Here is a 14,340-nt window from a genome sequence, read left to right as displayed (position 1 = left end):
CCTTTCCCGGCCCTTTCGCCGTTACCGCCGGACACCCCCCGGCCGGTGCCCCGGCGGGGGAATCCGGGCCGGTCAGAGCGGCTGCACCCGCTTGCGCCAGACCAGCGGGGCCACGCATATCGCGCGGTCCGGGTCGCCGTCCCACTCGGCCGTGAGCCCGGCCTCCGTGAGCGCGGTCACGATCTCCCGCCCGACGGCGGCCGTCGCGCCGCCGTCCTCGGCACCGTCCTCCGCGCCGGCCGTACCAACCTCGTAGCCGCCGTACAGCAGCCACAGGCCGTGGCCCTCGGCGGCGCGCTCGGTGTGCTGGTAGTGGAAGAAGACGAAGCCGCGGTCGCCCTCGGCCGCCTCGTCGCGGATCTCCTCCAGGCCGCACTTGCTGCAGCAGGTGAAGTGCATGCGGGCCGTGATGCCGGCGGCGCCGAGGGCGGCGAAGGCCGTCTCCAGCCGGTCCACGTCCGTCACCTGCGGCCAGTTCGCCTGCTCGGCCAGCTGCTCCTGCCACAGCCGCTCGACGATCCGCCGGGCGGCGGCCGGGGAGACGGGGGTGACGCCCTCGTCGTGGAAGTAGTCGGAGACGTCCTCGGCGACCTCATCGGGTGTGTCGAAGCCGCACCGGACCAGCAGCCGGGCCTGCTCCTCGGCCTCCTCCAGCAGCTCGGGGTCGAGATCGTCCGCGCCCTCCCCGGGGGCGTCCTCCGACAGCTCGACCCGCTGCCACGCATGGCCGCCCGCCCAGCCCTCGGCCTGCCCGGCCCAGGCCACGAAGACGGCCGTGACCTCCTCGGCGCTGCTCATCCGCGCCCCGAAGTGCCGCTCCGGCGAGCCGTCGCGGTACTCCACCTCGTACGGCCCGTCCCCCTCGTGCCATGTCTGGATGTAGTGGTCGGCGCCGCCGCCGGTCCGCTCGGCCACCGCGAACCTGTCGCCCTCGCCGCCCAGCCTGCCGATCAGCCCGGCCAGCTGCTCGGCGGTGAGCGGCGAAAGCACCTCGCCGGGCTCGGTGTTGACGGTGATGGGCAGCATCGACGGACCCCCTCGCTCGAAGGGCCGCTCCGCGATCAGCGGCCCGTTGCGAGCATCCTGACACCACCCACTGACAGCGGGGTCAGCTGGCCCCCGCTCCGGCGATCAGCGGGTAGTGGTCGGACAGGTTCGTGTACGTGTACTGCTTGCCCCAGCTGGAGACGGTCCATGGTGCGGACTGCTCCTTGACGACGGTGTTCCGCCAGTTCACGGGTCGCGCGTGGCCCTTGAAGTGGAGGACGTGGTCGAGGTCTTCGCGGGCGTCGGTGGGGTAGCGGTAGGAGGCGATCGAGTTCTCCTTCGTGTCGAAGGAGTACGGGTGCCCGGTGCGGGCGTCCGCGGCGACGAGGCCCGCGTCGTTCAGCATCGAGGCGTATTCGGGGCTGCGGGAGTCCACATTGAGGTCGCCCGCGAGCATCACCTGCTCGTCCGCCGGGATCTTCTTGGTGTCGAGGAAGGCGGCGATCTGCCGGAACTGCTTCGCCCGCAGGGCCGCCGGCTCGCCCGTCCTGCAGCCGCTGTCGGTGGACTGCATGTGCGTGCCCACGACATGCACCTTGGTGCCGTTCACATTCAGCACCACATAGGCGAATCCCTTGTCGGACCACCGGTCCGAGCCGCACGCGTCGTTGTAGACGACCTGTTCCTTGCGGACGATCGGCCATTTGCTGAGCACCGCGACGCCGCCGTCCTCCGGGGACGTGGACGAGTAGTTGCCGCCGGTCGCGTCCCAGCCGTCCTTGCCCCGGCCGACGACCGGCGTCTGGTACGGATACGCGTCCGCGGCACGGGACTTGAGGGTCTCCGAGGCGCTGTTGTCGAAGGCCTCCTGGAGGACGACGACGTCGTTCCCCCGGAAGAAGTCGGCAGCCGCCATTTCCTTGGCCCGGTGCTCCTGGCCCCAGTTGGGATAGAGATTCGCGGACATCAGGAAGGTGTTGTACGTGAGCACCTTCAACTCCGGCACAGCGGCCGCCTGTGCTGCCGGGGCGGGAAGGGCCGTGAGAAGCGCGGCGGCGGCGAGCAGCGTGGCGGATCTGGCGGTCTTCGGGAACGGCACGGTCTGTCCTCGGTGACGGGGGCGGGGTGCGTTTCGGCGCGTAGGAGCCGCCCTCATCAAATCACGCAATTTTACGAATACATGACGAGGAATTTGCCATTGAGTGGCTGAAATCGTAAGGCTGCCCCCTCGGTCGGAGAAGCAGAATCGACCACTGTGCGACCCCGTGCGTTCTCCCAGAGTCTGCGCACCCGCCTGGTGATCGCCTTCCTGGCCGTCTCCGCCCTCAGCGCGCTGATCACCGCCGTCCTGACCTTCCGCGAGGCCCGCGAGGCGATCCTCCAGCGCACCCAGACCACCGCCGTGCACGACCTGCGCACCCAGATCGACTCCCTCGCCCCCGCCCTGCCCTTCCCGCCCAGGCCGCAGGACCTGCAGAACTTCGCCCTCCAGCTCGACCGCGCCGGCGGCTCCCGCAACTGGCGCACCTCCGCCGCCTACGGCAACGGCCCCGCCGTCCCCGAACGGCTGCCCGGCAACCCCAGCGTCGTCACCGACACCCTGCGCAACGCGGTGCGCAGCCGCAACGAACCGCTCTGCCAGCGCGTCGAGCGGAACGGCACCCCCTGGCTGACCATCGGCATGCCCGTCACCTTCACCGGCACCGGCCACAAGGCCTCCGGACTCGACGTCTACGCGGAGTTCTCGCTGGCCGACGAGCGCGACGACATCGCCTCCCTGGTCACCGCCGCCCAGGCCGGGGCCGTGCCCGCACTGGCCCTGGCCGTCGTCCCCGCCCTGTTCGCCGCCCGCCGCGTGCTCCGGCCCGTACGGCAGCTGCGGCAGGCCGCCGAGAAGATCACCGGCGGTGCGCTCGACACCCGTCTGAAGGTGACCGGCACCGATGAACTCGCCGACCTCACCCGCACGTTCAACGCCATGGCCGCCGCCCTGGAGAAGGACGACGCCCGGCTGCGCCGCATGGAGGCCAACTCCCGCCGCTTCGCCGCCGACGTCTCCCACGAGCTGCGCACCCCGCTCGCCGCGATGTCCGCCGTCACCGAGGTCCTCGACGAGGACGCCGCGCAGCTGCCGTCCGACACCGCCGACGCCGTCCGGCTGATCAGCGGCGAGACGCGCAAACTCACCCGCCTGACCGAGGACTTGATGGAGGTCTCCCGCTTCGACGCCGGAGCCGCCGCCCTCCACCCGGACGAGGTCGATGTCGCCCTCGCCCTCCGCGAGACCCTCCGCGCCCGCGGCTGGCAGGACCGGGTGACCGCGGACCTGCCCGAGGGCGTACGGGCCCGGTTCGACCCGCGGCGCATCGACGTCGTCGTCGCCAACCTCGTCGGCAACGCCCTGCGGCACGGCGGCCCGCCGGTCCGGCTGACGGCGAGGGCGGCGGGCGGGCGCCTGCTGATCGAGGTGCGCGACAACGGCCCCGGCATCGACCCCGAGGTCCTGCCGCACGTCTTCGACCGCTTCTACAAGGCCGACGCCGCCCGCGTCCGCTCCGAGGGCAGCGGGCTGGGCCTGGCCATCGCCATGGAGAACGTCCGCCTGCACGGCGGAACCCTGCGGGCGGCCAACAGACCGGAGGGCGGCGCCGTGTTCACCGTCGACCTGCCGCTGCGGGAGGAGCCGTGACCGGACGCAGCAGCGCCCTGCTCGCCCTGTGCCTGGGCGCCGTGTGCACCCTGCCGGGCTGCGGCATCGCCCCCACCGGCCTCGTCCGCGCCGGGGAGCCCGCGACCGGCATCCGGGAACCCGGCGGCGGCTACACCACCGCCCGGATCTTCTTCCTCTCCCCGGTCGGCATCCAGGCCGTCTCCCGCCACGAACGGACCCCGGCCGGCCCGCAGCGGGCCATGGACCTGCTGCTCGCCGGGCCCACCCCCGCGGAGCGGGCGCGTGGCCTGATCACCGAGGTCCCGGACACCGTCGGCCCGCTGCACGCGGCCGCGGCCACCGGCGCGGTCGACGTCGATCTGCCCGTCCCCGTGGCGGAGTTGCAGCCCGCCGCCGTCAGCCAGATCGCCTGCACCGCCGCCCACTCCGCGGTACCAGGCGGCCGTCCGCCCACCGAGATCGACGTCCGGTTGCACGAGCCGGGCGGCCTGCCGTGGACGCTGCACTGCAGCGACAGCGGCAACGCGTTCCCCGTGCTGCCCGCGGCCGGGTGACGGCTCAGCCCGTGTGCCACTGGCGGGCGGCGGACCCGTGATGGCTGCCGACGGCACGGTCCAGATTGGTGGCGGCACTGATCAGCGCGAGGTGGGTGAACGCCTGCGGGAAGTTGCCGAGCGCCTCGCCCGCCGGCCCGATCTCCTCGGCGTAGAGCCCCAGATGGTTGGCGTGCGTGATCATCTTCTCGAAGATGTAGCGCGCCTCGCCGACCCGCCCGGCACGGGCCAGCGCCTCCACGTACCAGAACGAGCACAGGTTGAACGTGCCCTCGCTGCCGGTCAGTCCGTCGCTGCCGTCCGTCCGGTAGCGGTGCACCAGGCTGTCGCTGACGAGCTGCTCCTCGACGCTGCGCACCGTCGACAGGAACCGCGGGTCCTTGGGCCCGGCGAACTTCACCAGCGGCATCACCAGCAGCGAGGCGTCCAGCGTGGCGCTCTCCGGGTACTGGCAGTAGGCGCCGAGCTCCGGCGTCCAGCACTGGTCCTGCACGAAGCGGTAGGCGGCGGCCGCGGTGTCGAGCCACCGCTCGACCGGCGCGGGCATGCCGCGGTGGCGGGCGATGCGGATGGCCCGCTCGAAGGCGACCCAGGTCATCAGCGCCGAGTAGGTGAAGCGCTGCCGGCCGCCGCGGGTCTCCCAGATGCCGTCGTCCGGCTCCTCCCAGTGCTTCTCCAGCCATTCGAGCTGCCGGGCCAGGGCCTCCCACAGCTCGTAGGAGATCGGCTCCCCGTGCTTGTTGTAGAGGTAGACCGAGTCCATCAGCTCGCCGTGGATGTCGAGTTGGAGCTGCTGGGCGGCGGCGTTCCCGATGCGGACGGGCCGGGCGCCGTTGTAGCCGCACAGGTGCTCCAGCACCGACTCGGGCAGGTCGGGCCGCCCGTCGATGCCGTAGAGCACCTGGAGCCCGGTGCCCGGGGGCGCCTGCACACAGCGCTGGTGCAGCCAGTCGATGAAGGCGGCGGCCTCCTCGGTGAAGCCCAGGCGCATCAGGGCGTAGAGGGTGAAGGCGGCGTCGCGGATCCAGGTGTAGCGGTAGTCCCAGTTGCGGCCGCCGCCCGGGGACTCCGGCAGCGAGGTGGTCGCGGCGGCGACGAGGGCACCGGTGGGCTGGTAGACGAGCAGCTTGAGCGCGAGGGCCGAGCGCTCGACCGTCTCGCGGTAGCGGCCCTGGTAGTTGGACTGCCGCAGCCAGCCGTCCCAGTACTGCAGGGTCTTGTACAGCAGCTGGGTGGCATCGGGGCAGTCGAGGGGGCGCAGCGTGCCGTCGCCCGGCTCGCCCCACTGGGCGGCGAGCCCCAGCGACTCGCCGGGCTCCAGGGTCACCGTCGCGTGCACGGCATCGCCCTCGGCCTGCAACGGTACGGACGAGCGCAGCACCAGCGTCCCGGCGGAGCTGGTGAAGACCGCTCCCGCGCCCTCCACCAGGCGCACCGTGTGCGGGGCGCGGGCGTAGTCGAAGGCGGGCCGGCAGCACACCTCGACCGTGGCCCGCCCGCGCAGCACCCGCACCTGGCGGATGATCTGCCGCGCACCGGAGGCCGGGCACGACGGGTGGTCGGGCACCATGAAGTCGTACAGCTCGGCCACGGCGTGCTGCGCCAGGAACCGGGTGAGCAGCACGTTCGAGTCGGGCATGTACATCTGCTTGGTCCGCTCGACCTCGCGGACCTTCACGGAGAACGATCCGCCGATCCGGGCGTCGAGCAGCGAGCCGAAGACGGCGGGGGAGTCGAACCGCGGCAGACAGCACCAGTCGATCGTGCCGTCGACCCCCACGAGGGCCACGGTGTGCAGGTCACCGATGATCCCGTGGTCCTCGATCGGCAGGTAGCCGCGGGTGTCGCCGATGCGCTGTGCGTCGAGTGCGTGCTTCATGGGTGCCGCTCCCTCCCGCTTTGTCGCGGGATATGCCACACCACCCGTTATACCGCTGTATGCGCCGTCCGGCGCAGGTCAGCCGTCAGCCCTGGCCATGGCTTCCCGGACGGCCTCCTCGGTGCGGCCGACGACCGCGGAGCCGTCGTCGGCCGTGATGATCGGCCGCTGGATGAGCCTGGGGTGCGCGGAGAGGGCGGCGATCCACCGGTCGCGCGCCTCCTCGTCCCGCGGCCAGTCCTCGAGACCGAGCTCCTTGGCGTCGGCCTCCTGGGTGCGCGTGATGTCCCACGGCTCCAGGCCGAGCCGGCCGAGGACGGTGCGGATCTCGTCCTCCGAGGGCACGTCCTCCAGGTAGTGGCGGACGGTGTAGCCGGCACCCTCGGCGTCGAGCAGTGTGAGCGCGCTGCGGCACTTCGAACAGGCGGGGTTGATCCAGATCTCCATGCCGCACACGGTACCGCGGGGGACTGTCAAATGCGGTCTGACCAGGGGCGTTTGTCAGTGGTCGGCAGTAAAATGGAGGGAGTTGAGAGAGGCTGTACGACCACTCACAGGGGGATTTCGATGGGCGCAGCCACGACGTTCGACACCCTTCCCAAGCAGAAGATGCCCGCGGGCCGCCCGCGGGCCTGGTACGAGGCGCACAACCGGCAGCTGAAGGCGATGCGCCTGGCGATAGCGCTGCTGCACTCCGGGGTGTACCGGCCGGAGCAGGCGACGAACCGGAAGATCCGCGCGACGGCGGAGCGGATCGGCGTGCACCAGCCGTCGGACACGACGTGCCGCCTGGTGCGGGTGCTGATCCAGTTCGCGAACTGAGCGCCGGCGGGTGCCGGGGGCCGGGCCCCCGGCACTCATCCCACGGCCGGCTTCGGCTTCCGCCGCTTGCCGGTGAGCAGCTTCACGCCCGGTTTCTCCACGTACTCGTGGAGGACGACCGCTCCCGCCAGGGCAATGGCCATGACCAGCCCCGCCTGCACGGTCATGCTGAGGGCGAGGTGGTGCTGTTTGAGGAAGTAGCCGGTGCTGTAGATGACCATCTCGTGCACGAGATAGAAGGCGAAGGAGACTTCACCGAGATACACGAGCACCCGGTGCCGGAACGGGGATTCCTCCCCGCGCGCATCGGCCCGCGCGACCGCCGCGATGGTGAGCGTGTACGGGATCACCGTGGCGGCGCCCCAGCGGTACTCGTAGGGCAGCAGGTGCACCACGGCGAAGATCGCCGTCACGGACAGTGTGACGCTCACCACCACGCCCGGGCCGCGCCAGGCGCCGTTCTTCACCAGCAGGGCGAGGGCGATGCCGACGGCGAACTCGGGCAGCCGCGTGGCGGGCAGCATGTAGAGGAAGTACTTCGGGTTCCAGCCGGTGGCGTGCGCGATGTCGTTCATGAACGCCGGGTAGACCACGACGAACAGATTCCCCAGGGCGACGACGGCCCACAGGCCGCGGACCGGCAGCCGCCGGATGGGCCGCACCAGGAAGGGGAACGTGAAGTAGAAGAGGAACTCGCAGCTCAGCGACCACGAGACGCCGTTGAAGCCGAACCACCAGTCGGTCCGGTTCGGGACCCATGCCTGGGTGAGTGTCAGATTGCCCAGTGCGATGGCGGGGTTGAGCTTCTGTCCCATCCACAGCAGCATCAGCGCCGCGACGCAGAAGGTCACCGCGTGGCTGGGGTAGATCCGGGCGAAGCGGCGCCGCCAGAAGCCGGTCACCGTGTCGTTCGGCCGCGCCGACCAGGCGAGGACGAAGCCCGAGAGGACGAAGAAGAAGGAGACCGCCGAAGGCCCGGCGAAGGTGACGTCTCTGAGCCTGCCGAGGTGCTTGGGCGTGCCCACGGACTGGTCGTAGGCGAAGTGGTAGCAGAAGATCAGCAGTGCCGCGAACCACCGCAGTCCGGTGAGCGAGTCCAGCCGCGTCTGCCGGGGGGCGGGCGCACTGCCGGCGGGCGCCCCGGGGGCGGCGGGAGCGGTGGTGGCAGCGGTGGCGGTGGTGGCGCTGGGCCGGGCTATGAGGCTCACTGCGGAACGTCCGCTGTGCGCGGATGTATGGCAGGCATGTGTCTTCCTTCGGTGAGAACCGCGGCGGTCTGCTGTGCCGGGCGTGGCTGCTGCGGTCAGCCGTACCGGCGATGACCTTTTCTATCAGCTGCCGCGGTTTTACCGACCCTTGGAGAAGCGGCGGGATGCGTGAGGATCGCAACACCGAGAGTGGCGGCTGCGGCACGCGGCCCGAAAATGCCTTCGACGCGTCACCCTCCCTTATGTACCGTTTTTTCATGGATGTCACGCGCTCGCTCCGGCCGCTCACCATGGCAGACGCCCAGGCTCTCGCGGTGCTGCGCGAAGCGGTCGAACGCACCGACAGGACCGGCATGCACGCCGACGAGGCGGATATTCTGGACGAACTGACCGATCCCAAGCTCGACTTGGCGAGGAACGCGGTGGGGTTGCGACAGGGCGAAGGCGCAGGCGGGCGGCTGGTGGCGTACGCGATGGTGTACGAGCCGGACCACGTACGCGAGATCGCCCGCTTCACCGGCGCGGCCGCCGTCCATCCCGCCTGGCGCCACCGCGGGATCGGCACACAGCTGCTCGCCTGGATGCGGGCCCGCGCCGGGGCGCTGCGGGCGGAGCGCCACGCGCGCGTGCCGGGCGAGCTGCTGATCGACGGGGCGGACACGAACGAGGGCCTGGCGGCGCTGGCCGCCGGCGCAGGCTTCGCGCCCTGCCGCCACTGGTTCGGCATGGCGAACGAGCTTCGGTACGGCCCCCGCACGGCGCAGCCCGTACCGTCCGGGCTGCGCCTGGTGCCCTTCGACGAGACCTACGACGAAGCGACCCGCACCGCGCACAACGAGGCCTTCCGCGACCACTGGAACCACACCGGGATGGACCGCACCGACTGGGACACCTGGATCACGGGCGCCCGCTCGTTCCGCCCTGGGCTCTCCGCCCTCCTGCTCGACGCGGAGGGGCAGGTGGCGGCGTACCTCCTCGCCGACGAGTACGTGGCCGACGGAGCGGCCACCGGACGCCGCTCCTGCACCATCGGCCACCTGGGCACCCGCCCGGCCCACCGGGGCCGCGGCGCGGCGCACACCCTGCTGACGCACACCCTCACCGAGGCCGCGCGCCGCGGCTACGCCAGGGCGGAACTCGTCGTCGACACCGCCAACCCGACCGGGGCGCTGGGGCTCTACGAACGGATGGGCTTCGCGGTGGAGCGGACGTACGTGACGTACGCGCGTGCGCTGGACTGAGCCTCAGGAGCGCTTGAGGGTGATGGCGCCGCTGCCGGTGGTCAGGTCGAGCCGGTGCTTGCCGGCCGGGTCGTTGGAGAGGGCGATGTCCTGGCCGCCGCTGCCGGTCCTGGTGACGATCTGGTACGACCCGTCGGGCACGGCGACCGTGACGGCGCCGCTGCCGGTCTCCGCCCGGACGTCCTGGGGCGAGGACACGGCGAGGTCGACGGCCCCGCTGGAGGTCTCGGCCTTCACGGGCCCGCCCGTGAGCCCGTGACCGGTGATCGCGCCACTGCCGGACCGCATCTCGACGGAGCCGTTGATGTCGTCCAGGTCGATGGCACCGGAGGCGGTCGCCACGTGCACCGCGCCCGTCCTGGAGAGCTTCACCGCGCCGCTGGAGGTCTCACCGGTCACGGGTATGCCCGCCGGCAGGTCGACCGTGTAGGCCACCGAACACTCGTTGCCGCAGCCGCCGAGCACCAGGACACCGTTCTCGACGCGATGCGTGGCCGCGTCCGGGCGGTCCCCGCCGTACTCGACGTAGCGGTGCAGGCGCACGTCGGCGGCGCCGTCGACGCCGCGCAGGGTGACTCCGCCGGACCCGCTGTCCAGCCGCACCGCGGTGATCTTCTGGGACAGGGTGGTGTCGTCCTCGAAGTTCTTCCTCAGCATCCCGCACGCGCCGAGTCCGCCGACGGCGATGCCGGTCGTCACGAGAGCGGTGAACAGACGAAGACGCGCGCGCATGGAAATTCCCCCGGGTCGAGCCTCCTTCCTGGTACGGAGGCAATCCGGAAATCCTAGGCGCCGGGCCCGCCTTGGACGAGGAGCCTCTCCAGCGCGGCGACGTACTTGGCGACGCCGTGATCGCGAAAGGCGTCTCCGGCACCGTCCCACATGTCTTTCGCGACATGCCCCAAGTGCTCCATGCGCTCCCCGAACCCCCCGAGCAGCCCCACCGATTCCCGCACCGCGCCCACGGCGTCGATGTGCCGCAGAGCCTGCGCATGCCAGTAGAGGGGCTCGGGCGGCAGGTGCGGTACGACGTCCTTGTCGTTGACGAACCGGTACATGCGCCCGGCGAACGCCTTGTCGTGCGCGTCGGCGAGCGCACGGTCGCAGGTCCGCGGCTGCCCGAAGGTGTAGATGCCGTCCGCGGTGAGATACGGCTCCTCGAAGTGCAGCCGGCACCCGGCCAGCATGGCGAGGGCCCCGCCGAGACTGTGCCCGGTCAGCCACACCGTCTGCTGCTTGTCGCGCAACTCGGCCAGGGCGCCCTGGACAACGGCGAATATGGAATGAAGCGCCTCCCCGAACCCGAAGTGCACATACCCCAACCCGCCCGGCCCCGGCCAGGGCACCCCCTCGACATCCGAGAGCCAGTCGCGCAGCTTCCGCGGCTCCGTCCCCCTGAACGCCGTGACGATCATCCGGTCGCCGGCCATGGTGAACGCCTGGGTGTCCTCCAGGGGAAAGGGCGGGGTGAACCGCGTGCAGTGATGCCGCACACGCTCGAACCCCCACGCGGCGGCCTGCCGCTCGATGTCGGCCTCGGCCTCGTAGGCGAGCCGGGAGGCCAGTGCCATCGCGTAGGCGAGACGCGGGCTGTACGCGGTGGCACTGTGATCGAAGACGGGCACGGGCGCGGACATGCGCGGCTCCTCGGGTGTCACCGTGGTCCCAACGTGAACGATCCGTCCGGCAGTCTGGGGCGACGGCCGGACAACCGTCCAGGGAACAGCGGCCCGGGGCGGGCGGATCCGGCCTCAGACGGTGAGCCGCTGCGCGATCTCGTCGGCGCTCAGCACGAGCGCGAACCCCTTCCGCAGTACGGCGAGTTCGGGCTCCTGGCGGGACTCGTCGTCGGTGGCGGTGACGTCGGATCCGAAGACGACGCGGTACCCGCGCTCGTAGGCCTGCCGGGCGGTGGTGCCGCAGCAGTAGTTGGTGAGCGTCCCCGTGACGACGACCGTGTCCCGGCCGAGGTTGCGCAGGATCGTGTCGAGGGGCGTGTCGTAGAAGGCCCCGTAGGAGGGCTTGCGGATGAGGACTTCGTCGCTCCGCCGGCCCATCGGCTCCCAGACGCCCGCGGGACCGGGCCGCCGCCACCCGGTGCCGGCGTGCGGGAGGTGCTGCAGCGCGTACGGCCGGTCGAGCCCGAGGTGGGTGTCGTCGAAGACGGTCCAGACGACCGGAACCGATATCGCCCGGCACTGCTCGACGAGCGTGCGCAGCCGGGGCGCCATCCGTGTCGCGGCCGGCACCCAGTACGGGCTCCAGCCCGGGCGGACGAACTCGTCCTGCATGTCGATGACCAGCAGCGCGGTCCGTTCGGGGCGGACGGTGAACGATGCCTGCCCATGCGCATAGGCGGACCGGGCCTGCGCGGTCACCCACTCCTCGGTGTAGGTCGTCATGGTGCTCTCCCATACTTCGGCACTCGATTCGAGGTACCTCGAATCGATGTGGGACCATAACAGGATGCTGGAGCTTGCGATACTCGGTTTTCTGGCCGAAGGGCCGCTGCACGGTTACGAGTTGCGCCGACGGATCGCGCAACTGAGCGGCCATGCCCGCCCGGTCAGCGACGGCAGCCTCTACCCGGCGATCAACCGCCTGGCCAAGGCGGGCCTCCTGGATCGGAGAACCGAGCCGGGCGCCTCCGCTGCCCAGCGCAACAGCCTGGAGCTGACCGACGCGGGCCGCACGGAACTCCTCCGCCGCCTGCGGGAGCCGACCGATCACGACATCAGTGACGGCACCCGGTTCTTCACGATCCTGGCATTCCTCTCACAACTCCCCGATGCCACGGACCGGCACGCGGTGCTGCGCCGTCGGCTCGACTTCCTGGAGCGGCCGGCGAGCTTCTTCTACGACGGCGACCGCCCGGTGCGCGCGGAGGACACGGACGATCCGTACCGCCGCGGCATGCTCGTCGTCGCCCGCGCGAGCAGCGCGGCGGAGCGGGCCTGGCTGCGGGAGGTGTTGGGGTAGCCGGGTGGGGTTACGCGCGAGCGACGGCGAGCAAGTGGGATCCGGCGGCCAGCAGATCCGGGTACGGCTCGGCGGCCCGTGCGGCCGCCAACGCCGCGCGGAACATGGGCGATCCGATCAGCGAGGTCCCAGTGTGCTGCTCGGTGGCCTTCAGCAGGGCCCAGGTGGGGCCCTCGATGCCGTACACCTCTGTGTGGTCGAACCCGGCGGAGCGCAGTTCTTCGACGAGTCCGCCCGCGGTGTGGAAGTACGCAGCGGTGAAGCCTTTACGGCCGGGCTCGTGGCGGCCGTCGGCAAGGATGTCGTGCACGGCGTCGTGCACGCGGTCGCGTTCCAGCCACGTGGTCGCGGTGTGCTCGAAGAGGGAGGCGTACCGGCTGATGGCGGCAGCGGCGACGGGGCTGCCGGGCCGCGCAACGCGCCGGGCCTCGGCCAGGGCTTGCAGTCGGTCGCCGCGGTCGAGGAGGTGGTAGAGCGGGCCGAGAAGCAGGACTGCGTCATAGGAGTCGTCGGCAGCTGTGAGCTTGCGGGCGTCGCCGAGTTCGGTGGTGCAGCCGGCGTGCCGGGCCTGCTCGACGTGCCGTGCCACCGGGTCGACGAGGTGCACCTGGTAGCCGTCCTCCGCGAGCCACCGCGCGTGAGCACCGGGTCCACCGCCCACGTCGAGAATGCGGGCTGGTGCCGGTGGGAGGTGGCGGCGAAGAAGTTCCTGCGTGCGGACCATCTCCAGCACGCCGTCGGCCGTGGCGGTCAGACGCGTGGCCTCGTCGAACGTCTCCGTGTAGAAGCCGATGATCTCGGGGTCCACGGGGGGAGGGGTGGTCATGTGGGGGATGCTCTACCTTGACCGGTCAACCTGTCCAGAGGAACTGGAGTGTTGAGCCATGCCGATGTTGAAGTATGAGCAGATCGCGGACTCGCTGCGGCGACGTATCACCGAAGGGGAGTTCGCCCCGGGTGATCTCCTTCCGTCGGGCAGGGACTTGTGCGAGCAGTGGGGCGTCTCGCGGGCAACGGTCAACAAGGCGTTCGATGTCCTACGTGCTGACGGTGTGGTGGTGGCGCGGCAGGGGCTGGGCTTTCGTGTCACGGAGATGCCGGTTGCCCGGCCGGCGGGCGGACGCAGGGCCGAGCGCACCCGGGTGTCGGACGGGAGGCCCTTTCGCCGACTGGGCACTCCGGCCAGGGAGGTCCCACCTGCGCACGTCGTTGAGGCGCTGGGTCTTGGGCCCGGTGAATCCGCTCTGCGCCGAGACCGCATGATGCTGCTGGACGACGGTTCACCGCTGTCTCTGGTGAGCGCCTGGTTCCCGCCGGACATCGCCGACCGCTGCCCGAAGCTGGAGCAGGCCGGACCGATCGCAGAGGGGACCACCCACTACGTCACTCGCGAGACCGGCCGTGCCCCCGTTCGGGGCGCCGATACGGCAACGGTACGGCTTGCAACCGCTGCCGAGGCTGTGGAGCTCGGACGCGAATGCCCGCTGGCCGTGGCCGTGGACCTGCATGTTGCTTACGACCGCGCCGGGTTGGCGCTGGTGTGCGAGGAGGGGGTGACCCCGCCGGAGCTGTGGGAACGCGTCGACAACTATCCGATGAGTGCGCCGAGTTGACGAATGGCTTGACTGGACCGGTTTACCGGTCCAGTGTGATGATGTGGCGCAGGCCACATCGTCACACGTCATTGGAGGGCGTTCCTTTGATCTCCCATGCCACCCCGGTCAAACGTGACATGACCTACGACCGGCGTGCACAGCAGACGGCCGTCCCGATCGACATCCATCATCGGGACGGCACGGCCGAGCGAACGCTGTTGATCCTTACGCCGGACGAGATGGAGTCACTGGCCATTCGGCTCGAGCAGGCGATTGACAAGCGCCATGCGGTTCCGGCGGGAAGTCGCTGCCGAGCCGCAGAATGACGGGTCTGCCGTCGGCTTGGCTCCGGCGGCGCCCAAGCTTCTGACAGCTGCCTGCTGACGGGTTGGCCCATATCGGCC

The 14,340-nt window shown here is 70.9% G+C and carries 16 protein-coding genes; 7 read left to right on the top strand and 9 right to left on the bottom strand.

Translation table 11 applies throughout. From position 1 onward, the window contains the following. Positions 1-72: 72 nt before the first annotated feature. Both HG542_RS12525 and sph read right to left on the bottom strand, forming a co-directional pair. Positions 73-1,026, bottom strand: a complete 954-nt coding sequence (locus tag HG542_RS12525) for a DUF6891 domain-containing protein (protein WP_171080658.1) — start codon at positions 1,024-1,026, stop codon at positions 73-75. A gap of 82 nt (positions 1,027-1,108) precedes the next feature. Further along, the gene (sph, locus tag HG542_RS12520) at positions 1,109-2,086 is read right to left on the bottom strand and encodes a sphingomyelin phosphodiesterase (protein ID WP_229922695.1); all 978 of its coding nucleotides are present in this window, start codon (positions 2,084-2,086) and stop codon (positions 1,109-1,111) included. A gap of 156 nt (positions 2,087-2,242) precedes the next feature. Between sph and HG542_RS12515 the strand changes: the two genes are divergently transcribed. Both HG542_RS12515 and HG542_RS12510 read left to right on the top strand, forming a co-directional pair. Further along, positions 2,243-3,676, top strand: a complete 1,434-nt coding sequence (locus HG542_RS12515) for an ATP-binding protein (protein WP_227725165.1) — start codon at positions 2,243-2,245, stop codon at positions 3,674-3,676. Beyond that, complete coding sequence (locus tag HG542_RS12510) at positions 3,673-4,212, top strand: hypothetical protein (protein ID WP_171080654.1); 540 nt, start codon at positions 3,673-3,675, stop codon at positions 4,210-4,212. Before HG542_RS12515 ends, HG542_RS12510 begins: the two co-directional genes overlap by 4 nt. Before the next feature lie 4 nt (positions 4,213-4,216). Here HG542_RS12510 and HG542_RS12505 read toward each other — a convergent pair whose 3' ends face one another. Next, a complete protein-coding gene (locus tag HG542_RS12505) occupies positions 4,217-6,091 on the bottom strand; it encodes a glycoside hydrolase family 15 protein (protein ID WP_171080652.1) in 1,875 nt (624 codons plus the stop codon). Positions 6,092-6,169: 78 nt separating this feature from the next. Beyond that, on the bottom strand, positions 6,170-6,538 hold the full coding sequence (locus tag HG542_RS12500; RefSeq protein ID WP_171080650.1) for an arsenate reductase family protein: 369 nt from the start codon (positions 6,536-6,538) through the stop codon (positions 6,170-6,172). A gap of 120 nt (positions 6,539-6,658) precedes the next feature. On the opposite strand from HG542_RS12500, the gene HG542_RS12495 reads away from it, so the two are divergent. Then, positions 6,659-6,913: a hypothetical protein gene (locus HG542_RS12495; RefSeq protein WP_171080648.1), complete on the top strand. Its 255-nt coding sequence runs from the start codon at positions 6,659-6,661 to the stop codon at positions 6,911-6,913. A gap of 35 nt (positions 6,914-6,948) precedes the next feature. On the opposite strand, the gene HG542_RS12490 is transcribed toward HG542_RS12495, so the two are convergent. Next, entirely contained in the window at positions 6,949-8,121 is a 1,173-nt protein-coding gene (locus HG542_RS12490) for an acyltransferase family protein (protein WP_171080646.1), read from the bottom strand. 257 nt (positions 8,122-8,378) lie between these two features. Here HG542_RS12490 and HG542_RS12485 point away from each other — a divergent pair, with 257 nt between their 5' ends. Continuing rightward, the gene (locus tag HG542_RS12485) at positions 8,379-9,362 is read left to right on the top strand and encodes a GNAT family N-acetyltransferase (RefSeq protein ID WP_171080644.1); all 984 of its coding nucleotides are present in this window, start codon (positions 8,379-8,381) and stop codon (positions 9,360-9,362) included. A gap of 3 nt (positions 9,363-9,365) precedes the next feature. Here the strand turns inward: HG542_RS12485 and HG542_RS12480 are convergent, their stop codons facing one another. The 3 genes from HG542_RS12480 to HG542_RS12470 all read right to left on the bottom strand — a co-directional run bounded on the left by HG542_RS12480 (position 9,366) and on the right by HG542_RS12470 (position 11,764). Beyond that, complete coding sequence (locus tag HG542_RS12480; protein ID WP_171080642.1) at positions 9,366-10,094, bottom strand: DUF4097 family beta strand repeat-containing protein; 729 nt, start codon at positions 10,092-10,094, stop codon at positions 9,366-9,368. A gap of 53 nt (positions 10,095-10,147) precedes the next feature. Beyond that, the gene (locus HG542_RS12475) at positions 10,148-10,999 is read right to left on the bottom strand and encodes a lipase family protein (protein ID WP_171080640.1); all 852 of its coding nucleotides are present in this window, start codon (positions 10,997-10,999) and stop codon (positions 10,148-10,150) included. A 114-nt stretch (positions 11,000-11,113) separates the two neighbouring features. Then, entirely contained in the window at positions 11,114-11,764 is a 651-nt protein-coding gene (locus HG542_RS12470) for a cysteine hydrolase family protein (RefSeq protein ID WP_171080638.1), read from the bottom strand. A 64-nt stretch (positions 11,765-11,828) separates the two neighbouring features. Here HG542_RS12470 and HG542_RS12465 point away from each other — a divergent pair, with 64 nt between their 5' ends. Further along, on the top strand, positions 11,829-12,341 hold the full coding sequence (locus HG542_RS12465) for a PadR family transcriptional regulator (protein ID WP_171080636.1): 513 nt from the start codon (positions 11,829-11,831) through the stop codon (positions 12,339-12,341). A 10-nt stretch (positions 12,342-12,351) separates the two neighbouring features. On the opposite strand, the gene HG542_RS12460 is transcribed toward HG542_RS12465, so the two are convergent. After that, positions 12,352-13,167, bottom strand: a complete 816-nt coding sequence (locus HG542_RS12460) for a class I SAM-dependent methyltransferase (protein ID WP_171080634.1) — start codon at positions 13,165-13,167, stop codon at positions 12,352-12,354. 58 nt (positions 13,168-13,225) lie between these two features. Here HG542_RS12460 and HG542_RS12455 point away from each other — a divergent pair, with 58 nt between their 5' ends. After that, positions 13,226-13,954, top strand: a complete 729-nt coding sequence (locus HG542_RS12455; protein WP_171080632.1) for a GntR family transcriptional regulator — start codon at positions 13,226-13,228, stop codon at positions 13,952-13,954. A 119-nt stretch (positions 13,955-14,073) separates the two neighbouring features. Continuing rightward, the gene (locus tag HG542_RS12450; RefSeq protein ID WP_229922694.1) at positions 14,074-14,262 is read left to right on the top strand and encodes a hypothetical protein; all 189 of its coding nucleotides are present in this window, start codon (positions 14,074-14,076) and stop codon (positions 14,260-14,262) included. Positions 14,263-14,340 lie beyond the last annotated feature (78 nt).

The organism is Streptomyces morookaense (assembly GCF_013030945.1).
Classification (GTDB): Bacteria; Actinomycetota; Actinomycetes; order Streptomycetales; family Streptomycetaceae; genus Streptomyces; species Streptomyces morookaensis.
This window is presented reverse-complemented; position numbering and strand designations above follow the sequence as displayed.